This is a genomic window from Pseudomonas sp. A214 (genome assembly GCF_900156295.1).
GTDB classification, from domain to species: Bacteria; Pseudomonadota; Gammaproteobacteria; order Pseudomonadales; family Pseudomonadaceae; genus Aquipseudomonas; species Aquipseudomonas rhizophila.
This window is the reverse complement of record NZ_LT707062.1, coordinates 5,757,195-5,780,170: the sequence shown is the minus strand read 5'-3', so window position 1 is coordinate 5,780,170 and position 22,976 is coordinate 5,757,195. Positions and strand designations below refer to the sequence as shown.

Sequence of the window (22,976 nt, the reverse complement as noted above, 5' to 3'; positions counted from 1 at the left end):
AAAAAGTGCGGCAGTTTATCAACTGACGACTCGCCGCGCTGTACCGCTGAAAAAACCTTGGGCGTTTTCCGTCAGTTGGCCAACGATCCGTTGCCGCGCCTCGCGGCTGCCCCAGGCGTTGTGGGGCGTGACGATCAACCGCGGAATGTCGGCGGCCAACAGCGGATTGCCCTGGGTCGGTGGCTCCACGCTCAGTACATCGGTGGCCGCGCCGCCCAAATGGCCGCTGCGCAAGGCATCGGCCAGGGCCTGTTCGTCGATCAGGCCGCCGCGGGCGGTGTTGAGCACAAAGGCGCCGGGTTTGAGCTGCGCCAGTTGCCGGGCACCGATGAAGTTGCGCGTGTGTTCGTTGAGAGGACAGTGCAAGGTCAGGGCATCGATCTGCGGCAACAGTTGATCCAGAGGCAAGCGGTCGGGGCGGGCAGGGCGTCCGGGGATCTGCCCCAACAGCACGCGCATGCCAAAGGCCTCGGCCAGTCGTCCGACGGCGCTGCCCAGTTCACCATGACCCAACAGCCCGAGGGTTTTGCCTTCCAGTTCGACAATGGGATAGTCCAGCAGGCAAAACTGCGAAGCCTGCTGCCACCGACCTGCGCCGACTGCTTTTTGGTAATCACCCAGGCGCGTCGCCAGATTCAAGAGCAGCATGATCGTGTGCTGGGCCACCGACGGCGTGCCGTAGCCCTGACAGTTGCACACTGTGATGCCGTGTTGGCGCGCGGCGTCCAGGTCGACGTTATTGGTGCCGGTGGCGCTGATCAGGATCAGCTTCAGCTCGGGGTTGGCGGCCATGGCGGTCGCATCGATCACGACCTTGTTGGTGATCGCCACCGTGGCGCCCTTGAGCCGCTCGCTCACTTCATCCCGGCTCGTGCGGGCGAACAGTTGCAGTTCACTGAAGCAGTTGCGCAGTGGTCCCAGGTCCAGATCGCCGAGGTCCAGGGAAGGGTGGTCGAGGAAAACTGCGCGGCCGTTGTTCGTCATCAGCTGTACCTTTTATCGCAGGAATCGAAGGCGTAATGTGGCGAGCCTATCAGATGTCTGTGGGAGCAAGCTTTGCTCCCACACAGCCCCTCACTCACAGTTGATGTTTGTCTTGAGATTGAGCTAGCCAAGGAGTCCCCATGTACCTCACCGAATTCCTCACCGTCGCCCTGATCCACCTGTTGGCCGTGGCCAGCCCCGGGCCGGATTTTGCCGTGGTGGTGCGCGAGAGCGTGACCCATGGTCGCCGCGCCGGAACCTGGACTGCGCTGGGCGTGGGCACGGCGATTTTCCTGCATGTGGGGTATTCGCTGCTGGGCATTGGCCTGATCGTGTCGCAATCGATCGTGCTGTTCAACGCGCTGAAATGGGCCGCCGCCGCCTACCTGCTGTACATCGGCTTCAAGGCGTTGCGGGCGCAACCGGTCAAGCCGACGGCGGACAACCTGCACAAAGAGGCCGGCCAACGTACCGCCCGTGGCGCGTTCACCTCGGGCTTCGTCACCAACGGCCTGAACCCCAAGGCGACGCTGTTTTTCCTGTCGCTGTTCACCGTGGTCATCAACCCTCATACCCCCCTGGCAATCCAGGCCGGTTACGGCGTTTACCTGGCGGCGGCGACGGCAGTGTGGTTCTGTCTGGTGGCCATGCTGTTCAGCCAGCAGCGAGTGCGCGCCGGGTTTGCCCGCATGGGTCACTGGTTCGACCGGACCATGGGCGCGGTACTCGTTGCCATTGGCGTCAAATTGGCGTTTACCGAGATGCGTTGATCGTTTGATCCTACTTCTGATCGTCCCCACACCAGGGAGGGGACGGTCAGTGGCGTTGACGAACGTACTCCAGAAAGGCGTCGATGTTGTCACTGCACAGCAGTGGCGACACCGCTTTGACCTCTTCCATCGGCCAGTCCCACCAGGATGACTCAAGCAAGGCCTGACGCACCGGCTCTTCAAAGCGCCAGCGAATGAACCGGCATGGGTTGCCGCCGACGATGGCGTATGGCTCGACATCGCGCGTCACCACGGCGCCGGCTGCGACCACGGCGCCATGACCAATGGTCACACCGGACAGAATCATCGCTTCGGCGCAGATCCAGCAGTCGCTGCCAATCACCACATCGCCCTTGGTCGGGTTGCAGCCGGCGATACCCTGGGCCTGTTCGATCATCAGCGGGAACGGAAAGGTGCTGACCCAGTCGGTGCGATGCCCGCCACCCAGCAGGATTTTCACGCCTTGAGCGATCGACGTATAAGACCCGACTTTGAGGATCGTGTCGTCGCCGAACTCCATGACTTCGGGAATGCCATACGTGCCCACCCCAATCTGGTATTTCGGATAGCGCAAACGGATTTTTTCCGGCGCTCTCTCGAGTTTCTCCAGGCGCTTGAGATGCTTGCGTACTTTGCGCTCTTTGAGCTTTTTCAAAAAATTCAAGGTCGCGCCCTCGCTGTCGGGCGTCGCAAGACCAGTCGCTTGAAGCGTTTCAGGCTGGTTGCGTTCAGGTGGCGCCACGGGATGCTGCGCAGCAGCCGCCAGGCTTCTTTGCGGTCTTCGACCACCGCGTACTTCAGCGCTTTGTGGACCAGCACCGTACGAGCCGCACCGTAGGCGGGGTGGGCCCGATAGGGCTCGATAGCCTGCAGGTCGGCCTTGAGCATCAACCGGTACTTTCTCGACAGGTTATTGGGGTGGCGTCGATAGCGCGTCACACAAACCGGCAATTCATGAATTTCATAACCCTTGTGGGCGATCCGCAAAGTGATCTGGAAATCCTGGACCCGCAGCAGCGGATCATAAAAGCCGGCGTCGCGAAGTGCGCTCATGCGATACAGCGCTGTTGGCGCGCCGATGACCGCAGCGCTGCGTAGAAGGTCGTCGAAGGTATGCACCTGGATGTGGTCGCGTTGTTGCGCCTTGATGGTGTGGCCTTCGCTGTCCATGTAGATGATCAGCGCGCCGACACAACCGACCTGCGGATGCTCGTCCAGGTATCGGGCACGGAGCCCGACCGAGTGGGGCAACATGATGTCGTCAAGGTCCGGGGTCGAGATGTAAACGCCCTTGGCGTATTTCAGCCCGTGATTGAGCGCCGCGCTGACACCCTGATTTTCCTGGGAGTACAGCTGGAAGTTGTAGGTCTGTTGCAACTGCCGGAGCATGGCGAGGCTATTGTCGGTGGAGCCGTCATCGACCACGATGACCTCAACGTTCGGATAATCCTGGGCAAAGATGCTGTGGATCGCTTCTTCCAGGTATTTCTCGGCGTTGTAGCAAGGGGCCACGATCGACACGAGCGGCTCACTCTGTGGCGCGATGGCCGGGGAAGAAGTCAGGTCGGTGCTCATTGTTCTCTGCAAAAGGCGGGTGGTATCGGGTGAGCCTGCGAGAGTACTTCCCTACAGGCTTTTGTAACAACGTTGACACCTATGCTCGCTGCTGGATCCAGCTCTGACAAGGTTTAACCAACATAATGCGTGCAAAACGTGCACTTAAGTGGCTCAAGGCCAGTATTTGCGGGCGGATCAAATCATTCCTTTGGCTGATTTGATCCGCGTACCGGCGCTCTACAGTGCTTACTTCCAGCCAAGACCGTGCAGTCAGAAAAGGGACTCTTATGTTGCAGACTCGCGTTATTCCTCCAGCCGAAGGCGCTTATCAATACCCGCTGCTGATCAAGCGGCTGCTGATGTCCGGTGCGCGTTACGAGAAAACCCGCGAGATCATTTACCGCGACCAGTTGCGCTACAGCTATCCGACCCTGATCGAACGCGTCGCGCGGCTGGCCAATGTGCTGACCGAGGCCGGGGTCAAGGCCGGTGATACCGTGGCGGTGATGGACTGGGACAGCCATCGCTACCTGGAATGCATGTTTGCGATCCCGATGATCGGCGCGGTGATCCACACCATCAACGTGCGCCTGTCACCGGAACAGATCCTCTACACCATGAATCACGCTGAAGACCGCTTCGTGCTGGTCAACAGCGAGTTCGTCGGTTTGTACCAGGCGATTGCCGGACACCTGACGACCGTAGAAAAAACCCTCCTGCTGACCGACCTGCCTGAAAAAACCGCCGACCTGCCGAACCTGGTGGGCGAATACGAACAACTGCTCGCCGCCGCCAGCCCCGCCTACGATTTCCAGGACTTCGACGAAAACTCGGTCGCCACCACGTTCTATACTACCGGCACCACCGGCAACCCCAAGGGCGTGTATTTCACCCATCGGCAACTGGTGCTGCACACCATGGGCGTGTCGACCATCATGGGCGCCATCGACAGTGTGCGGTTGCTGGGCACCAACGACGTGTACATGCCGATTACGCCGATGTTCCATGTCCATGCCTGGGGCCTGCCGTACGTGGCGACCATGCTCGGGCTCAAGCAGGTCTACCCCGGCCGTTATGACCCCGAATTCCTGGTCCAGTTGTGGCGCAAGGAGAAAGTCACCTTTTCCCACTGCGTGCCAACCATTCTGCAAATGGTCCTCAATGCCAAGGGCGCCCAGGACACCGATTTCGCTGGCTGGAAAATCGTCATCGGCGGCAGCGCCCTGAACCGCAGCCTTTATGAAGCGGCCAAGGCCAGGGGCATCCAGCTCACCGCCGCCTATGGCATGTCGGAAACCGGCCCGCTGGTGTCCTGCGCCCACCTCAACGACGAATTGATGGCCGGCAGCGAAGACGAACGCATCACCTACCGGATCAAGGCCGGCGTACCAGGGCCATTGGTGGAAGCGGCGATTGTCGACGCCGAGGGGCATTTCCTGCCCGCTGACGGCGAGACCCAGGGCGAGCTGGTGCTGCGCGCACCGTGGCTCACCGAGGGTTATTTCAACGAGCCGCAGAAGGGCGCCGAGCTCTGGGCCGGCGGCTGGCTGCACACCGGCGATGTCGCCACGCTGGACAGCATGGGCGTGATCGATATTCGCGACCGCATCAAGGACGTGATCAAGACTGGCGGTGAATGGATCTCGTCCCTGGACCTGGAAGACCTCATCAGCCGTCACGTGGCGGTACGCGAAGTAGCAGTGGTGGGGATTCCCGATCCGCAGTGGGGCGAGCGCCCATTTGCCTTGCTGGTCATCCGCGAAGGGCATCAGATCGGGGCTCGCGAGCTCAAGGAACATCTCAAGCCGTTCGTCGAATTGGGGCACCTGAGCAAGTGGGCGATCCCGAGCCAGATCGCCCTTGTTACGGAAATTCCCAAGACCAGCGTCGGCAAGCTCGACAAGAAGCGTATCCGCATCGACGTCACCGAATGGCAGAGCAATAACAGCACCTTCCTGTCGACGCTTTAAACGTTTTTGCCGTGCCAGAAAGGGCACGGCAGCCCCACCAAGCAAGCGCTTGCCTTGTCAAACCGAAAATTTCAGCCATCCTTGCCGTGCCGACATCTGTCGGCCTGGCGAAAGGACTGTTCCAGAGTGGTCGCGGGCTGCAAATCACACTTTAGAGGGATCAAGCCGTACTACCTGCTGGCTATAGTCCGTTTAAGGATTTTCAAGAACGGGGCGCACGCACTAAACGGGCGATGTGACTTTGAACGGGGAGGAACGTTGCCATTCCCAGCCGTTGAAAGTGTTCTTGGAAAATACTGACTGCCATAAAAATAAAAGCACATGGAGTAGCGTCGATGACCTCAGCAAACACGTTCTGGCGCCGGGCAAAACTGCCTCTGGCGGTCAGTCTCGCCTCTTCGCTCGCCGGGCCAGCATTCGGCGTCAGTTTCAACATCGGTGAAATCGAGGGCCAGTTCGACTCGTCCCTGTCGGTCGGCGCAAGCTGGTCCACGGCCAAGGCCAACAGGGACCTGATCGGCGTCAACAACGGCGGCAAGGGCCTGTCCCAGACCTCCGACGACGGTCACCTGAACTTCAAGCGCGGGGAAACCTTTTCGAAGATCTTCAAGGGTATCCACGACCTGGAACTCAAGTACGGCGATACCGGCGTGTTTGTGCGCGGCAAGTACTGGTACGACTTCGAACTCAAGGACGAACATCGCCTGTACAAGGACATCAGCGACACTAACCGCAAGGAAGGCGCCCAGTCTTCCGGCGGGCAGATCCTCGATGCCTTCATCTACCACAACTACGCCATTGGCGATCAGCCAGGTTCGGTTCGCCTGGGTAAACAGGTGGTCAGCTGGGGTGAAAGCACCTTCATCCAGGGCGGGATCAACTCGATCAACCCGGTCGACGTGTCGGCGTTCCGTCGTCCTGGTGCCGAGGTCAAGGAAGGCCTGATTCCGGTCAACATGTTCTATGTGTCCCAGAGCCTGACCGACAACCTGTCGGCCGAGGCGTTCTACCAGTTGGAGTGGGACCAGACCGTGGTGGACAACTGCGGTACGTTCTTCTCGCAGCCGGACGTGGTTGCCGATGGTTGCACCGACAACCTGCGAGTGCTGAACAAACGCTCCACGCTCCCGGCGGCCGCCCTGGGCCCAGCGGAGGCGCTGGGCGTCAACGTCAACGAAGAAGGCGTGCTGGTGCGTCGCGGTCCGGATCGTGATGCTCGCGACAGTGGCCAGTGGGGCGTGTCGTTCAAGTACATGTTCGAGCCGCTGGACACCGAGTTTGGTGCCTACTTCATGAACTACCACAGCCGTGCGCCGATTTTCAGTGCCACCGGTGCTCCACAGTCCGTCTTTGACCTGGCAGCAGGACTGCCGCCTGCGTTCGCCGCGCTGTCGCCTCTGCTGGTGGCGGGTAACTCGAACTATTTCATCGAGTACCCTGAAGACATCCGTCTCTACGGTTTGAGTTTCTCCACCACCTTGCCTACCGGTACGGCGTGGAGCGGTGAACTGAGCTATCGTCCGAACGCCCCGGTGCAACTGAGCACCACGGACATTCTTTTCGCCGGTGTGACCCCGCTTCCCGGTCTTGGCAATGCTTCGATCCTCCCTGGCTCGCCGGGTCAGGACCTGCATGGCTATAACCGTAAGGAAATCACTCAGTTCCAGACCACGTTCACCCACTTCCTGGATCAGGTCATGGGCGCCAGCCGTCTGACCCTGGTGGGCGAAGTCGGCGTGACCTACGTGGGCGGCCTGGAAAGCAGGTCCGACGCTCGTTACGGCCGTGACCCGGTGTTTGGTCCGGGCGAACTGCCCAACGGTTTCTGTAACCTGCTCAATGGCTCGACTGCGGCCGGTGGTGGCCAGACCAGTGCCGATGTGAACAGCAACTGCAACAACGACGGCTTCACCACCTCCACTTCCTGGGGCTACCGTGCCCGCGCCATCTGGGAATACCCGGACGTGTTCGCCGGTGTGAACCTCAAGCCCAACGTGGCCTGGTCCCATGACGTCAAAGGCTACTCGCCAGGCCCGGGCGCCAACTTTGAAGAAGGCCGCAAAGCCGTCAGCCTCGGACTGGATGCCGAGTACCAGAACACCTACAACGCGAGCCTGGCCTACACCAACTTCTTTGGTGGCGACTTCAGCACCGTGGACGATCGCGATTTCCTGGCGCTCAGCGTCGGCGTGACCTTCTAAGCACAGTATTTCAGGACGACACACTATGAAAATAACAAAGAGTCTGTTGCAGGTCGGTGTTTTGGGGCTATCCCTGCTGGCCGCCAGCGTCATGGCGGCTGTGCCTGCCGCCGAAGCCGACAAACTGGGCAAAAGCCTGACGCCGATGGGCGCCGAAATGGCCGGCAATGCCGACGGTTCGATCCCGGCCTGGAAACCCATGGCCAAGAACGCCGGCAGCGTGGACAGCAAGGGTTTCCTTTCCGACCCGTACGCCAGTGAAAAGCCGCTGTTCACCATCACTGCGCAGAACGTCGACCAGTACAAAGACAAGCTCGCGCCGGGCCAGTACGCGATGTTCAAGCGTTACCCGGAATCCTTCAAGATGCCGGTCTACCCATCCCATCGCGGCGCCACCGTGCCGGATGACGTGTATGCCTCCATCAAGAAAAACGCGGTGAACACCAAGCTGGTGTCCGGCGGTAACGGTCTGGAGAACTTCGAGACGGCTGTGCCGTTCCCGATTCCCCAGAGCGGTGTGGAAGTGATCTGGAACCACATCACCCGCTATCGCGGCGGCAGCGTGACCCGCCTGGTGACCCAGGCCACGCCTCAGCCCAACGGCTCCTACAGCCTGGTGTACTTCAGGGACCAGTTCGTGTTCCGCGACAAGATGAAGGATTTCGATCCGGCCAACCCTGGCAACATCCTGTTCTACTTCAAGCAGCAAGTCACCGCGCCGGCGCGTCTGGCCGGTGGTGTACTGCTGGTGCACGAAACCCTCGACCAGGTGAAGGAACCGCGTTCTGCGTGGGTCTACAACGCCGGCCAGCGCCGTGTGCGCCGTGCGCCACAGGTCTCCTATGACGGCCCGGGCACCGCTGCCGACGGCCTGCGTACCTCCGACAACCTGGACATGTACAACGGTGCGCCGGATCGCTACGACTGGAAGCTGGTGGGCAAGAAAGAACTGTACATTGCCTCCAACAGCTACAAGATCGATTCGCCTCAGCTCAAGTACGCCGACATCATCAAGGCCGGCCATATCAACCAGGACCTGGCTCGCTACGAGCTGCGTCGGGTCTGGCATGTGACCGCGACCCTGAAGGAAGGCCAACGCCACATCTACGCCAAGCGTGACTTCTACATCGACGAAGACACCTGGCAAGCCGCGGTGATCGACCATTACGACGGTCGTGGCCAACTGTGGCGCGTTGCCGAGGCCCATGCCGAGAACTACTACGACAAGCAAGTGCCGTGGTACGCCCTGGAAACCCTCTACGACCTGCAGTCCGGCCGCTATCTGGCGCTGGGCATGAAGAACGAAGAGAAATCAGCCTACGACTTCGGCTTCACCGCCAGCACCGCTGAGTTCACTCCCAACGCATTGCGCCAGGAGGGTATCCGCTAAACAGCTTCACCCGAGGCCGCATCCTCGAAAAAACGCCCCGACTGGTTCGGGGCTTTTTTTGCCCAACACAAACCCCCTGTGGCGAGGGGATTTATCCCCGCTGGGCTGCGAAGCAGCCCCAAAAAGCTCTAGCGTTCCCTCGCTCCTGCGTGGGAACGATCAAAGCTCCCGCGCCACAAGAGCGGTGGCTGTCTGAATTTTTCGAATCGGTCGGCTTGTAGCCTTTTTGTAGCCATTTGTAGCAACTCCCTTCAATACCTCCTCGTTTACCGCTAGTCTGCGGACATCTGCAACGCCGCCACCCGCATTTCAACAAGAGCCGGCCATGACTGATCTGTCTTCACTCCCGGGTTCTGCCCGCACCGCCGTCGCGGTCCAGGACGGGCGCTTCTACCGCCCGCCCTTGCCTGACGGCCATGTCGTGCGGCCGCGGTTGTGCGAGCGCTTGAGTGCGGGGCTTGGAGGTCGGTTGCTGTTGGTGAGCGCCCCGGCGGGGTTCGGCAAAAGCTCACTGGCGGTGGAGTTCTGCCAGAGCCTGCCGGCCCACTGGCAAAGCCTCTGGCTGGGGCTCAGTGCCCGGGACAACGACCCGGGACGCTTTCTGGAACGGCTGCTCGAAGGGCTCCAGGCGTTCTTCCCGCAGTTGGGAGGTCGGGCGTTGGGGCTGCTGAAAATGCGCCAGCGCCACCAACCTTTCGCCTTCGAAGAATGGCTCGACGGTCTGCTGGATGAACTGTCCGCGCATCTGTCGCCGGATACACCCTTGCTGCTGGTGCTCGACGACTACCACCTGGCCCAAAGCCCGGTACTGGATCGTTGCCTGCAGTTTTTCCTCAATCACCTGCCCGAAGGTTTGCTGGTGCTGGTCACCAGTCGGCAGCGCCCGGACTGGCATCTGGCGCGCCTGCGTCTGTCACGCCAATTGCTCGAACTGAACGAGCAGGACTTGCGCCTGACCCATGAAGAAGCCCAGACCCTGCTGCAGCACCACAGCAGTTCGTTGCGCGGCGAAGCCCTGGAGAGTCTGATCCAGCGCAGCGAAGGCTGGGTGGCCGGGCTGCGTTTCTGGTTGCTGGCCGCTTCCGAGGCCGGGACTGAGGGCCGAATGCCCCAGGCTCTGCATGGCGGCGAAGGGCTGATTCGCGATTACCTGCTTGAGGAAGTCATCGACTGTCTGCCCGCCGAAGTGCAGGCGTTTCTCTACGACACCGCGTCCCAGGAACGTTTCTGCAGCGAACTGTGTGATGCCGTGCGCGAAGCCCATGACAGCGCCGAAATCCTGGAGTATCTGGCGGCGCACCAGGTGTTCCTGGTGCCGCTGGACGAGCATGGCCACTGGTACCGTTACCACCATCTGTTTTCCGATTTGCTGCGTAGCCGTCCCAGTGCGCCGGCCATGGTGCCGGCTGCGACCCTGCACCTGCGGGCCTGCCGCTGGTTCAATGCCCAGGGCCTGATCGACGAGGCCGTGGAACAGGCGCTGCGGGCCGGGCACCTGGATGTGGCGGCGAACCTGGTGCAGAACCTCTCGGAGGAGCAATTGCTGGCCGAGCAGAACGTCGGCATGTTGCTGCGCTGGAAAATGGACTTGCCCGACAGCCTGCTCATCAGCACACCGCGCTTGATCGTGCTGTACAGCTGGGCGCTGGGGCTGGCCTGCCAGTTGGACGCCGCTGAAGAACTGGCCGCCCACCTGAGCCGGTTCCTGCCGGCGCCTTCGGCCACTGCGCAAAAATCCATGCTTGCCCAATGGCTGGCCCTGAGCGGGATTATTGCCCGTGGCCGTGGGGACCGCGAGGCCACTGTGCGTTACTGCACCGAAGCCCTGGAGAGCCTGCCGCAAAAGCGCTATGGCCAACGTCTGATGTGCCTGTCCACGCTGTCGAACCTGGCGATTGCCGACGGTGACCTGTGGCGCGCCCGGGCCTTGAACCGTGACTCCCTGGAGCTGGCGCAGCGCGTCGGTAACCCGTTGTTCGAGGCCCTGGCCCATTACGACCGCGCCCGGGTGTTGCAAGCGCGAGGGGAGATCCTGCGGGCGCTCGATGAAGTGCGCCAGGGCCTGCAACGCCTGCATGCACTCTCGCCGCAACGGCTGTATGCCGTGCGGGCGCGATTGATTCTGTACGAAGGATTCCTGCTGACCTTGCGCATGCAGCCCCAGGTCGGCTTGGCGCGGTTGCAGGCCGGTCTTACCGAAGCGCGGGCGTGTCGCGACATCAGCGTGTTGATCGGCCACTGCGTGATCGCGCGGGTTGAAGGCCACGCTCGTGAATTCTCCCGGGCCTTTGCCGAACTGGCCGAAGCCGAACGCCTGATGCATATCTGGGACGTTCCGCCGATTTATTACCTGGCGATGATCACCCTGGTCAAATGCGAACTCTGGCTGGCCCAGGGGCGTACGGACCTGGCCGAAGCCTGGCTGGCGCGACTGGGGCAGACCTACACCGGTGAGCGGGCCGCCGCGCCGCCGGAATTCCACCCGCAACTGCCGCTGCACGTCGAACTGCAACAGGCAGTGCTGGAGTCCATCCGCGGCCAGCCCATGTTGGCCGAAGGACGGCTCAATGCCTTGCTTGAACACGGCCAGCAAACCGGCCGGCAGATGCTCAGTGTGATGGCGCTCAACCAGAAGGTCGCCTTGCTGCTGAGCGTCGGCCGCGAACCCGAAGCCCGCAGTACCCTGGCCCAAGCCCTCGAAGCCGCCGCTGGCGGGGTGCTGCAGCCGTTCGAATGGTTGCTGGGCGAACATCGGGAGTGGCTGCGCGAGCAATTGTTGCGCGCACCCCCCAGTCCCTTGCGCCAGAACCTGCTTGAGCGCTTGCCGTCGACGGTGGCTGCCGATTCACCGGCCCCCGTTGAAACCCTCAGCAGTCGCGAGCGGGCGGTGCTGCAATTGATTGCCCAGGGCTGTTCGAACCAGGAAATCAGCGAGCAGTTGTTCATCTCACTGCACACGGTCAAGACCCACGCCAGCCACATCAACAGCAAACTCGGCGTGGAGCGCCGCACCCAGGCCGTGGCGCGGGCGAAGGTGCTGGGGTTGTTGGGCTAGGACTGGTTACTTGTGCCAAGCGGTTGGCCAGCGATAAGGAATGCTTGATGTTACCCCTGTACAAAACCATCCCATCCCCCGTAGGCCAACTGATCCTCGTCGCCCGGGATACAAAACTGGCGGCCATCCTCTGGGAAAACGAACGTCTCAACCGCGTGCGCCTGGGGCCTTTGGAAGAGGACAGCCAGCATCCGGTCCTCAAGGAAACCGAGCGCCAGCTCATGGAGTATTTCGCCGGCCAGCGCCGCCGTTTCGACCTGGCGCTGGACTTTGCCGGCACCGACTTTCAGGTCCGGGTCTGGCAGGCGCTGCTGAGTATTCCGTTCGGTGAAACCCGCAGCTACCGCGACATCGCCATCCAGATCGGCCAGCCCACGGCGGTGCGGGCGGTAGGCGCCGCCAACGGCCGCAACCCCATCTCCATCATCGCCCCCTGCCACCGCGTCATCGGCACCTCCGGCAGCCTTACCGGCTTTGCGGGCGGCCTTGCGGCCAAACAGTTCCTGCTGAGCCTGGAAGGTCAGCAGACGCTGCAGTTGGTGTTTTGAGTTATTTCATTTGGCCGCAAACCCATAACACTGCAAATCCCTTGTGGGAGCGAGCCTGCTCGCGATAGCGGAAGGTCAGCTTGCAAGGATGTTGGATGGGCCTGCGTTATCGCGAGCAGGCTCGCTCCCACACAGGACTCATTCGGTTCAGGCGGAAGGCTCTTGCGGCGCCAGCATGCGCGTCGGCGGTTGGCCGTTGGCGTTGTGCTGGAATATCTGCGTCGGCTGCCCCTGTTCATTGAAGAACACCTGCCCGATCCCCGCCGAGTTCCACAACCGCTCTCCAGCCTCGGCGTGTTCGGGGGTGTGAGGAATGATGCGCATGCTGCGGCGCTTGGTGAACCAGTTCAGGGGCGAGCGGGGTGAGTAGAGCCAACGGTTCAGACGATCGAACCATTCCAGCAGCGCCGGCGGGAACTCATTCTTGATGCCGCTGCTGGTGATCTGCCAGATGCGCGGGCCGCCCTTACGGTGTGGGATCAGCACCTCATAGACGAAGGAATAATGCACATCCCCGGACAGCACCACGTAATTACCGGGCGTGCGTGAGTGCCGGAAAATGTTCAGGATCACTTGCGCCGCGCCGCGATGGGCCATCCAGTTTTCCGCGTCCACCAGCAGCGGATAACCGCACCAACTGAACACCCGTTGCACGGTTTCGATCAGCTTCACACCGAAGATCGGCGCCGGTGAAACGATAATCGCCGAGGGATGATCCAGCAGTTCCTGCTGAAGTTCGCTCAGGGCTTCCCAATCGAGCAGTCCCGAAGGCTGCTTGAGGTTGCGCTCGCTGCGCCAGCGGCGGGTGCGGGTGTCGAGCACCACCAGGGCCGGGGTGGTCGGCAACACGTAGTGCCATTGCTGGAAACCCAGCAGCGTGTCGATCAGTTTGTCCTGTGGGCCGCTGTCCAGGTAGCGGTCCCGGGCGGTGTCGCTCAGGGCCAGGGTTTGCTGGATCACGTCATCGAACGCGTCGGGGTTGTTGCCCCAGCCCTGGCAGAGCATGTAGGCGATCAGTGCGTTGCCGATGATGCGCTTGGAGAACGGGTGGCCGTAGGCCGTTTCTTCCCACTGCGCGGATAGATTCCAGTCATCGGTGATGTCGTGATCGTCGAAAATCATCAGGCACGACAGGTGTGCAAACACCCGCGCCGCGTCCCCAAGACCGGTCTTGAAACCCTCGATGCGCTGCTGTTCCAGCGCGTAGCGCTGGCGCCGCTCGGCGGTCAGTTCCGGCGGTTGCGGGTCGATCAGGGTCCACGGCACGGGTGACCACACCAGCAAATACATCGCCATCACTTCAGCGAAGGTCACCAGATGATTGTCGGCGCTGCTGCTGGTGAATATTGGCTTGCGGGCCCCGCCGAAAAAACGCTCGCGCAGGGTTTCATTGCTTTCCAGCGCCGGTAATAAATCGGCGCGGTGGTAGTAGCTGGCCGGGTGTTCATAGAGCTTGGCGCTGTCTTCAACCACCGCGCCGTCCAGGCATTCCTCGAACAGCCCCAGCCGCTCGATCAACGCATGAATCGCCCGCAGCATGGGCCCGGCGACGTCATCGGCATAGACCTGATCGCCGCTCATCATCAACAACGCCGGACGCTGCTGTGGGGCTTGTGCCAACAGCCGGTCGACGCAGAGCAAGCCGTCGTGGGTCGGGTAGTGGGGTTTGCGGCAGGAGCCATGGACCAATTGATCGATACGCGAATGCAGGACAAAGTTCGGGCGCTGCGCCTGGCCATACAACAGATGGGGCGCCCATTCGGCAATGGGCGCGCCGTCCACCAGCAGGTCGTAGTCAATTGCCACGTCCTGGGGCAGGGCGGTGTCGAGTCGTACATCGATCAGGTGCACAAAAGCCTGCTGCCCCACCGGCACTACGGTGCAGCGCGGGGCATCCAGGGTGAGATCGCCCACACCGTCCACACGCAGCGTCAACGTGAGGGGGCGTGTACCCACCAGCCACATCACCAGCCGTGTGGGCTCCAGTCGCCGCAGCAGCGGGCCGACCAGGACAGGGGGCAGGGCAGGGGAGATGTCAGATGAGGACGGCAACATTCGCGGGTAAAGCTCTGGCTCCGATGGAGGCGGGGATCATAACGCAATGCGCTGGAGAACTGGGACTCGGTGAAAAGGCGACGTGCTCCAGCTCTTGTGGCGAGGGAGCTTGCTCCCTCGCCACAGGCTGCACTGGGCTTTGCTGCCTCACTGCGCCTGATTGGAAGCTTCAGCGGCTTTAATCAAATCCGGCCCAATCTCTTTTTCAAACTTTGCCCACACCGGTTTCATCTTCTCGCGCCAGGCGTTGCGCTGCTGGGGAGTGAGGCTGATGATCTCGGTGGTCCCGGCGTCGAGGATGAACTGCTTGTCCTGCTGGTTCAGTCGGTCCGCCTCACTGTTTGCATAGGCGGTGGCCTCGACCACGATCTTGTCCAGTTCGGTGCGGATATCCGGCGGCAGGCCGTTCCAGAAGTCGGACGAGGCGATCAGCATGTAGTCGAGAATGCCGTGGTTGGATTCGGTGATGTACTTCTGTACTTGATGCTGTTTCTGGTTGTAGAAGTTTGAGTAGGTGTTTTCCGTGCCGTTGACCAAACCGGTGCGCAGGCCCTGGTATACCACAGAGAAAATCATCGGTTGGGGGATGGCGCTCACGGCTTTGAATTGTTCTTCCAGCACGGCCGAACTCTGCACCCGGAACTTCAAGCCACGGGCATCCTCGGGTACACGCAGTGGTTTGTTGGCCGACAACTGCTTCATGCCGTTGTGCCAATAGGCCAGGCCAGTGACGTTCTTGCTTTCCATGGACTTGAGCAGTTTCTGGCCTTCCGCGCTCTGCTGGAAGCGGTCCACCGCGGCAATGTCGTTGAACAGAAACGGCAAGTCGAACAACTGCACGGATCGGGTGTACTGATCGAACTTGGCCAGCGAGCGCGCAATGATCTGCACGTCACCCAGCAGCAGCGCTTCCATCTCCTTGTCATCGCCAAACAACGTGGAGTTGGGATACACCTCGACCTTCACCCGGCCCGGCAATCGTTCATCCGCCAGTTTCTTGAACATCAACGCGCCCTGGCCCTTGGGCGTTTGCTCGGCCACGACATGGGAAAACTTGATCACGATCGGTTCAGCCGCCATGGCTGAGCCCAGCAGGCTGAAACTCAAGGTACAGACGAGCGCTTTGCAAAGAGGTTTTAGCATGGTGAGGCTTCCCTTTTATTGGTCGACGGTGCGACACGCAGGCTTAGCCCGACAGCGCAGTGGCGAGGGAACAAATGCCCTCGCCGCTGCGCCTGTCTTGAGTCGGGGCTAGCTCATCCCCAACCAGTTCGGCAAGGCCAGCGAGATCCATGGCACATAGGTAATCAGCATCAGGAACGCCAGCAAGATCATCAGCCATGGCATAGCTGCGCGGATGGTGGCGGGCAGCGACATGCCGGTCACCGCCGAGGTGACGAACAGGTTCAGCCCCACCGGAGGCGTGATCAGGCCGATCTCCAGGTTCACCACCATGATGATGCCCAGGTGGATTGGGTCGATGCCCAGTTGCATGGCGATAGGGAACAGAATCGGCGCCAGGATCAGGATGATCGCCGAAGGCTCCATGAACGCACCGGCAATCAACAGCACGATGTTCACCACCAGCAGGAAGGTCACCGGCGTCAGCCCGGCATCGATCACCCAAGCGGTGATTTGCTGCGGCAGTTGCTCGGTGGTCAGCACATGGGCGAAGAGCATGGCGTTGGCAATGATGAACATCAGCATGATGCTCAGCTTGGCCGATTCGAGCAGCACTTTGGGCGTCTCACGGAACGTGAGGTCCTTGTAGACGAACAGTGCGATGAAGGCCGAATACACCGCCGCCACCGCAGCCGCTTCGGTGGGTGTGAACATCCCGGAATAGATCCCGCCGAGGATGATCACCATCAGCAGCAGACCCCAGAGCGCCTTGCGCGCCGTGGACAGCCATTCGCGCAACGTTGCCCGAGGCAGGGCCGGCAGGTTTTTCTTCACAGCGACGATATAGATCGCCACCATCAACGATAAACCCAGCAGCAGGCCCGGGATCACCCCGGCCATGAACAGCTTGCCCACCGAGGTTTCGGTCGCGGCGGCGTACACCACCATCACGATCGACGGCGGAATCAGGATGCCCAAGGTGCCGGCGTTGCAGACGATGCCGGCGCCGAACGCCTGTGGATAACCCGAGCGCACCATACCGGCAATGGCGATGGAACCGACCGCCGCCACCGTCGCAGGGCTTGAACCCGACAACGCGGCGAACAGCATGCACGCCAGTACCGCCGCAATCGCCAGCCCGCCACGGATATGCCCGACGCAGGCGTTGGCAAAGTCGATCAGGCGTCGCGCCACGCCACCGGTGGTCATGAACGCACCGGCCAGCAGGAAGAACGGAATCGCCAGCAGTGTGTAGTGCTCAGAGGTTTCGAACAGCTTGATCGCCAGGGAGCGCACTGAGTCCGGGCTGAAGAAAATGATGGTCAGCGAACCGGCCAGCCCCAACGAAATGGCGATGGGCACGCCGATAAACATCAGCACGAACAGCGCCACGAACAGGAAGGCAATGGTCATGGCTTGTCTTCCTCGTGTTCAGTCAATTTGATGGCTTCGGCCGCTTCATCGGCCAGGCCCAAGCCGGTCTGACGATTCATCAGGATGCGCACGAGGATTTCCGCGAAACGGATAAACACCAACGCAAAACCCACCGGCACAATCAGGCCGATGTGCCATTGCATGATGCCGAAGTGGCCCAGGTCCTCTGCGCCGATCTGCGCGATCATCAGGGTATTGATCCACTCGTAACTGGCGACGGCCAGCAGCCCGGCGTAAGTCAGGCAGCACAGGCAAGCGATCACGCCGATAAAGCGTTGTACCGGTTTGCTCGCCAGTTTCACCAGCGCATCCACGCCGATATGCCCGGCCGTCCGCACGCCGTAGGACAACCCGAAAAAGATCAGCCAGCCAAACAGGGCCTTGGTCAGCGAGCTGCTCCAGGTCATGGCCTGGGCCATGCCCATGATGCTGTCACCAATGGCGAACGCCGGCTCACTGGCGGCTGGCCAGTTGTCACCGAGGCTGTAAAAAACGGTGTAGAGGTTGTTGAGCACCACGTAGACGAAAGTAACCAGCGTCATGGCGGCCAGAAGAAAGGCAATGAAACCTTCCTCGAAGTGTTCCCAGATGCGCCGAAGGGCGTTCATGGATGACATCTCCTGCAGGGGGGACGACAGGCCGGCGCTGCCAGGGCGGCAGCACCGGCCAACCCATTACTGAGCCTTGTTGGAGGCTTCGGCGGCTTTGATCAGATCAGCACCGATGTCACCTTCAAACTTCTTCCACACCGGCTTCATCTTGTCGCGCCACTCGCCGCGCTCTTCAGGCGTGAGGGTGATGATTTCGGTGGTCTTGGCGTCCAGGATGCGCTGCTTGTCTTTCTGGTTCAGTTGCGCCGCCTCGTTGTTCACGTGGGTGGTGACTTCAACCAGAATCTTGTCCAGTTCGGTACGGATGTCAGGTTGCAGGCCGTTCCAGAACTTGGTGTTGGTGATCAGCATGTAGTCGAGTACACCGTGGTTGGACTCGGTGATGTACTTCTGTACTTCATGCATTTTCTGGCTGTAGATGTTCGAGTACGGGTTTTCCGCACCGTTGACCACGCCAGTCTGCAGGCCTTGGTAGACCTCGGCGAAACTCATTTTGCGCGGGTTGGCGTTCACCGCCTTGAACTGCTCTTCCAGCACGGCCGAGGCCTGCACGCGGAACTTCAGGCCACGGGCATCCTTGGGTTCACGCAGTGGCTTGTTCGCCGACAACTGCTTCATGCCGTTGTGCCAATAGGCCAGGCCGGTGATGTTCTTGCTTTCCATGGACTTGAGCAGCTTCTGGCCTTCAGGGCTCAACTGGAAGCGGTCCACAGCGGAGATGTCATCGAACAGAAACGGCAGGTCGAACAACTGCACGGACTTGGTGTAGTGCTCGAACTTGGCCAGCGACGGCGCAATCATCTGCACGTCGCCCAGCAGCAGGGCTTCCATTTCCTTGCCATCGCCGAACAGCGAGGAGTTGGGGTACACCTCGACCTTCACTTTGCCTGGCAGACGCTCTTCCACGAGCTTCTTGAACATCAGTGCGCCCTGGCCCTTGGGCGTTTGTTCGGCTACTACGTGGGAGAACTTGATGACGACAGGATCCGCCGCCATGGCCGTGCTCAACGCACTGAGTGCCAGCGTACAGGCGAGCGCTTTCCAGATAGGTTTGAACATTGTGGGGTTTCCTCTTTTGTTTTTGTATTTATCGTGCGGGCTCATTCAAAACGCAGCGCACGGCGGGACAGTTGCAAGTCTAGGCAGAAAAACAGTTTGCCGGGGGATTGTGACGGTCAGTGCGGGAAAAATCGCGGGTATTGGCTAACGCCTCAAAAGGGTGCGTTAGAGCCTTCCAGGGCTGGGGCGACAACCATCGGGACCGAAACAGGGCGAAAGGTTTCAGCCTGCAACCGTAACGGGGGTCAGGAAACCATAAAAGCGAAATAATGGCTACTGGCCTGTTCGCTGGCCACGCATCGGGTGTCGGAGGATTTAGCCCGGTGAGACGGCGAAATGCTCGGTCATGGCCTTGTGATGTTACTCCTGGCTGCGCGAGAATCCCCGCGCCCGTCTCGATATGGGCCCAGGAAGCCTGGAACGCTTTTCAACCCCCACAAGGATTTACGGATGATCGATTTCAACAACAAAGGCTTCTTCAAGCTCAAGCAGAACGATGAGTATGCCGAACGCGTAACAGCCCTGCTGCTGGATGGCGAACAGGTCATCGACGCCTATAAGTCCATGCGCGACGGCGTAGTCTTCACCAACAAACGCATCATCGCGGTGAACGTGCAAGGCATCACCGGCAGCAAAAAAGACTTCACCTCTCTGCCTTATAAAAACATCGTCGCCTACTCGGTAGAAACCTCCGGCACCTTCGACCTGGATTCGGAACTGGAGATTTACTTTTCATCCCTGGGCAAGGTGAAGTTCGAATTCACCGGCAAGACAGGCATCGTCGAAATATCGAAGCTGATCTCCAGGCATCTTTTGGCCTGATGTCAGTGGACCCTGAGTGAATACGAAAACTCGGGGGGTGAAGTGGCGCCTGTTGCGTTGAGCATTCAAGCGGCAGGGTGACAGCCACATGCCACTTCAATGAGGGGCATGTGGCGAGTTCTTCGGGACCGTTCATTTGCAGTACATGTCGGTCACTATTTTGCTGCTGGAGTTGTCGGTAACCACAGTGAGACGATCATTTCTCAAGTCCTTGGTCATGACGACTCCGGTGACCCTGACCGCTTCCAGGTTCAGTTGCGTTACGTACTCTTCTTCGGACAGAGCCGTTTCACCCATCCCCCCTGGTTTCAACTCCTTGGCTTGCGCGACCTTGTCCGCGCTGCAAGGCTCGCGTCCTGCCGCGAAAGCTTGAAAAGTCATGCCGCTCAATAATAGGGAAAGAGCCAGTAGGGTCGGTTTAGTGGGACAGTATCTTGTGTTCATCATGAACTCCTTGCGGGTCATCGAAGATTGGCTTCGCGTACTTGCGAGGCTGGATCAGGTTAGAAGTGAGCCGCAGTGAGGACCACTGTCATATCTGACAGTAGCCAAGACCTGATGGAAGTAAGTGAATACGGATTTTGTATTGGAACGCTATAAGCGAAAGCCCGCCCCACATCCCCTGTGGGAGCGAGCCTGCTCGCGATGACGGCGGCCCATTCAGCACCACCGGTTCAGGCAGACCGCTTTCGCGAGCAGGCTCGCTCCCACAGTTTTGATTGGTGGTGTTCACGAATTTTGTGCCCGCTACAGATCCCCTGTGGGAGCGAGCTTGTTCGCGATGATGGCGGCCCATCCAACATCACCGTTTCAGACAGACCGCTTTCGCGAGCAGGCTCGCTCCCACAGTTTTGATTGGTGGTGTTCACGAATTTTGTGCCCGCCACACATCCCCTGTGGGAGCGAGCCTGCTCGCGAAGACGGCGGCACATTCAACATCACCGTTTCAGACAGACCGCTATCGCGAGCAAGCTCGCTCCCACAGTTTTGATCGGTGTGTTCACGAATTTTGTGCCCGCCACACATCCCCCTGTGGGAGCGAGCCTGCTCGCGATGACGGCGGCCCATCCAACATCACCGTTTCAGACAGACCGCTTTCGCGAGCAAGCTCGCTCCCACAGTTTTGGTTGGTGGTGTTCACGAATTTTGTTCCCGCCCCACATCCCCTGTGGGAGCGAGCTTGCTCGCGATGACGGCGGCCCATCCAACATCACCGTTTCAGACAGACCGCTATCGCGAGCAGGCTCGCTCCCACAGTTTTGATCGGTGTGTTCACGAATTTTGTGCCCGCCCCAGATCCCCTGTGGGAGCGAGCCTGCTCGCGATGACGGAAGCCCATCCAACATCACCGTTTCAGACAGACCGCTTTCGCGAGCAGGCTCGCTCCCACAGTTTTGATCGGTGTGTTCACGAATTTTGTGCCCGCCCCAGATCCCCTGTGGGAGCGAGCCTGCTCGCGATGACGGAAGCCCATCCAACATCACCGTTTCAGACAGACCGCTTTCGCGAGCAGGCTCGCTCCCACAGTTTTGATCGGTGTGTTCACGAATTTTGTGCCCGCTACAGATCCCCTGTGGGAGCGAGCCTGCTCGCGATGACGGAAGCCCATCCAACATCACCGTTTCAGACAGACCGCTTTCGCGAGCAGGCTCGCTCCCACAGTTTTGATCGGTGTGTTCACGAATTTTGTGCCCGCTACAGATCCCCTGTGGGAGCGAGCCTGCTCGCGATGACGGCGGCCCATCCAACATCGCCGGTTCAGGCAGACCGCTTTCGCGAGCAAGCTCGCTCCCACAGTTTTGATTGACGGTGTTCACGAATTTTGTGCCCGCCCCACATCCCCTGTGGGAGCGAGCTTGCTCGCGATGACGGCGGCCCATCCAACATCACCGTTTCAGGCAGACCGCTATCGCGAGCAGGCTCGCTCCCACAGTTTTGATCGGTGTGTTCACGAATTTTGTGCCCGCCCCACATCCCCTGTGGGAGCGAGTTTGAACTGGCCTAATGATTTTGGACACTTCAATCGGGCGCTATGATGGCGCCCAAATCTGAGGTGTTTGGATATGCGCAAATCTTATTCCAGTGAGTTCAAGCTCAAGGCTGCCAGCATGGTGCTGGACGAGGGCCAGTCCGTTCCCGAAGTCTGTGCCAGCCTGGATATTGGCCCTACCGCCTTGCGCCGTTGGGTCGACCAGGTTCGCAAAGAGCGCTTGGGTTCGACCCCCGAGGGGGCTAAGGCGATTACCGCCGATCAGCGAGAGATTCAGCAGCTCAAAGCGTTGCTCAGGCAAAAAGACCTGGACATTGAAATCCTAAAAAAGGCCAGTGCTCTCCTGCTTTTGGACTCCAAAGATCATTCTCGTTGATCAACGAGCTGGACGAGCAGTACGGCGTTAACAATTGCTGTCGGGCGTTTGGGGTCAACCGCAGCAGCTTTTACGCCTGGCGTCAGCGCCAAGGCAAGGTGAAGCCTGAGCGGGAGAAACTCAAAGCCGTGCTGGTCGAGCATCACAAGGAATCCAGAGCATCCGCCGGGTCTCGCACCCTTTCCAAGGAACTGCAAGCAAAGGGGCATCGTGTCGGGCGACATCTGGCTCGCAGTTTGATGCGCGAAGCCGGTGTTGCCAGTCATCAGCGGCGGCGGCACAAGTACAAATCTTCCGGCGTGGAAGCGCTGGTAGCGCCGCATGTGCTCAAGCGCAAGTTTGATGTCACGGCGATCAACCAGGTGTGGTGTGGAGATGTGACGTACATCAAGGTGGGTAAGCGCTGGATGTATTTCGCGGCAGTGTTGGATTTGTTTGCTCGCCGGATCGTGGGGTGGTCGTTTTCAATGATTTCCGATGCCACGCTGACCTGCGAAGCGTTGCGAATGGCGGTTCAATTGCGAGGCTGTCCAAAAGAGGTGCTGTTTCATTCTGACCAAGGTTGCCAATACACCAGCCACAAATTCAGGAATGAGATGCGCAAGCATGGACTCCTGCACAGCATGAGTCGTAAAGGTGAGTGCTGGGACAACGCCCCGATGGAGCGTTTCTTTGGGAGCCTGAAATCAGAGTGGGTGCCAGACGATGGCTACAGCTCGGAGCATGAAGCCCGCGTGGATGTGCAACGTTATGTGATGCGATACAACAACGTCAGGCTCCATAGCTACAACGACTACCGGTCGCCGGTAGCCATGGAGAAACTGGCGGCGTGAAACCTTAACTGGTGTCCAGAATTACTTGACCAGTTCAGTTTGCTCGCGATGACGACGGCACATTCAACATCACCGTTTCAGGCAGACCGCTATCGCGAGCAAGCTCGCTCCCACAGTTTTGATCGCCGGTGTTCCGGTCTTTCCAAGTCCTCCCTGGTAACGCTGTGGTATGACGACTTCTGTTGTTTATGATGTGAGA

18 protein-coding genes are annotated in these 22,976 nt (G+C 60.1%); 9 read left to right on the top strand and 9 right to left on the bottom strand.

The genetic code is table 11. The features are described 5' to 3' along the window. Nucleotides 1–18 precede the first annotated feature (18 nt). Nucleotides 19–984 (bottom strand): 2-hydroxyacid dehydrogenase, encoded by a 966-nt coding sequence (locus BW979_RS25880; protein WP_076386281.1) that lies wholly within the window; start codon nucleotides 982–984, stop codon nucleotides 19–21. Between the two features lie 140 nt (nucleotides 985–1,124). Between BW979_RS25880 and BW979_RS25875 the strand changes: the two genes are divergently transcribed. Further along, entirely contained in the window at nucleotides 1,125–1,754 is a 630-nt protein-coding gene (locus BW979_RS25875) for a LysE family translocator (protein WP_076386279.1), read from the top strand. Nucleotides 1,755–1,800: 46 nt separating this feature from the next. Here the strand turns inward: BW979_RS25875 and BW979_RS25870 are convergent, their stop codons facing one another. After that, a complete protein-coding gene (locus BW979_RS25870) occupies nucleotides 1,801–2,418 on the bottom strand; it encodes a CatB-related O-acetyltransferase (RefSeq protein ID WP_076386277.1) in 618 nt (205 codons plus the stop codon). Beyond that, on the bottom strand, nucleotides 2,415–3,329 hold the full coding sequence (locus tag BW979_RS25865; RefSeq protein WP_076386275.1) for a glycosyltransferase family 2 protein: 915 nt from the start codon (nucleotides 3,327–3,329) through the stop codon (nucleotides 2,415–2,417). Before BW979_RS25865 ends, BW979_RS25870 begins: the two co-directional genes overlap by 4 nt. A 269-nt stretch (nucleotides 3,330–3,598) precedes the next feature. Between BW979_RS25865 and BW979_RS25860 the strand changes: the two genes are divergently transcribed. The 5 genes from BW979_RS25860 to BW979_RS25840 all read left to right on the top strand — a co-directional run bounded on the left by BW979_RS25860 (nucleotide 3,599) and on the right by BW979_RS25840 (nucleotide 12,475). Beyond that, nucleotides 3,599–5,281 carry a fatty acid--CoA ligase gene (locus tag BW979_RS25860; protein ID WP_076386273.1) on the top strand — a complete coding sequence of 561 codons (1,683 nt, stop codon included), beginning with the start codon at nucleotides 3,599–3,601 and terminating at the stop codon, nucleotides 5,279–5,281. 335 nt (nucleotides 5,282–5,616) lie between these two features. Next, nucleotides 5,617–7,482, top strand: a complete 1,866-nt coding sequence (locus BW979_RS25855; RefSeq protein ID WP_047229432.1) for a DUF1302 domain-containing protein — start codon at nucleotides 5,617–5,619, stop codon at nucleotides 7,480–7,482. Nucleotides 7,483–7,507: 25 nt separating this feature from the next. Further along, nucleotides 7,508–8,872, top strand: a complete 1,365-nt coding sequence (locus BW979_RS25850) for a DUF1329 domain-containing protein (RefSeq protein ID WP_047229433.1) — start codon at nucleotides 7,508–7,510, stop codon at nucleotides 8,870–8,872. A 325-nt stretch (nucleotides 8,873–9,197) separates the two neighbouring features. After that, entirely contained in the window at nucleotides 9,198–11,927 is a 2,730-nt protein-coding gene (locus BW979_RS25845) for a LuxR C-terminal-related transcriptional regulator (protein ID WP_076386271.1), read from the top strand. Nucleotides 11,928–11,974: 47 nt separating this feature from the next. Then, a complete protein-coding gene (locus BW979_RS25840; protein WP_076386269.1) occupies nucleotides 11,975–12,475 on the top strand; it encodes a methylated-DNA--[protein]-cysteine S-methyltransferase in 501 nt (166 codons plus the stop codon). 147 nt (nucleotides 12,476–12,622) lie between these two features. On the opposite strand, the gene BW979_RS25835 is transcribed toward BW979_RS25840, so the two are convergent. From BW979_RS25835 to BW979_RS25815, 5 genes are all read right to left on the bottom strand, one after another. After that, nucleotides 12,623–14,530 (bottom strand): alkaline phosphatase D family protein, encoded by a 1,908-nt coding sequence (locus BW979_RS25835; RefSeq protein WP_076386267.1) that lies wholly within the window; start codon nucleotides 14,528–14,530, stop codon nucleotides 12,623–12,625. A gap of 147 nt (nucleotides 14,531–14,677) precedes the next feature. Continuing rightward, nucleotides 14,678–15,673: a TRAP transporter substrate-binding protein gene (locus BW979_RS25830; protein WP_047229437.1), complete on the bottom strand. Its 996-nt coding sequence runs from the start codon at nucleotides 15,671–15,673 to the stop codon at nucleotides 14,678–14,680. A 108-nt stretch (nucleotides 15,674–15,781) separates the two neighbouring features. Next, nucleotides 15,782–17,065: a C4-dicarboxylate TRAP transporter large permease protein DctM gene (gene dctM / locus BW979_RS25825; RefSeq protein ID WP_047229438.1), complete on the bottom strand. Its 1,284-nt coding sequence runs from the start codon at nucleotides 17,063–17,065 to the stop codon at nucleotides 15,782–15,784. Further along, on the bottom strand, nucleotides 17,062–17,694 hold the full coding sequence (locus BW979_RS25820) for a TRAP transporter small permease (RefSeq protein ID WP_047229439.1): 633 nt from the start codon (nucleotides 17,692–17,694) through the stop codon (nucleotides 17,062–17,064). Before BW979_RS25820 ends, dctM begins: the two co-directional genes overlap by 4 nt. A 66-nt stretch (nucleotides 17,695–17,760) precedes the next feature. Continuing rightward, entirely contained in the window at nucleotides 17,761–18,756 is a 996-nt protein-coding gene (locus BW979_RS25815; protein ID WP_047229440.1) for a TRAP transporter substrate-binding protein, read from the bottom strand. A 450-nt stretch (nucleotides 18,757–19,206) separates the two neighbouring features. Here BW979_RS25815 and BW979_RS25810 point away from each other — a divergent pair, with 450 nt between their 5' ends. Beyond that, nucleotides 19,207–19,578 (top strand): PH domain-containing protein, encoded by a 372-nt coding sequence (locus BW979_RS25810; protein WP_047229441.1) that lies wholly within the window; start codon nucleotides 19,207–19,209, stop codon nucleotides 19,576–19,578. 132 nt (nucleotides 19,579–19,710) lie between these two features. Here BW979_RS25810 and BW979_RS25805 read toward each other — a convergent pair whose 3' ends face one another. Then, nucleotides 19,711–20,022, bottom strand: coding sequence for a hypothetical protein (locus tag BW979_RS25805; protein ID WP_047229442.1), 312 nt, complete (start codon nucleotides 20,020–20,022; stop codon nucleotides 19,711–19,713). Nucleotides 20,023–21,641: 1,619 nt separating this feature from the next. Between BW979_RS25805 and BW979_RS27930 the strand changes: the two genes are divergently transcribed. Together BW979_RS27930 and BW979_RS25795 are read left to right on the top strand one after the other, a co-directional pair. Beyond that, nucleotides 21,642–21,944, top strand: a complete 303-nt coding sequence (locus BW979_RS27930) for an IS3 family transposase (protein ID WP_047230570.1) — start codon at nucleotides 21,642–21,644, stop codon at nucleotides 21,942–21,944. Beyond that, complete coding sequence (locus BW979_RS25795) at nucleotides 21,941–22,777, top strand: IS3 family transposase (protein WP_047230569.1); 837 nt, start codon at nucleotides 21,941–21,943, stop codon at nucleotides 22,775–22,777. Before BW979_RS27930 ends, BW979_RS25795 begins: the two co-directional genes overlap by 4 nt. The last annotated feature ends 199 nt before the right edge of the window (nucleotides 22,778–22,976 follow it).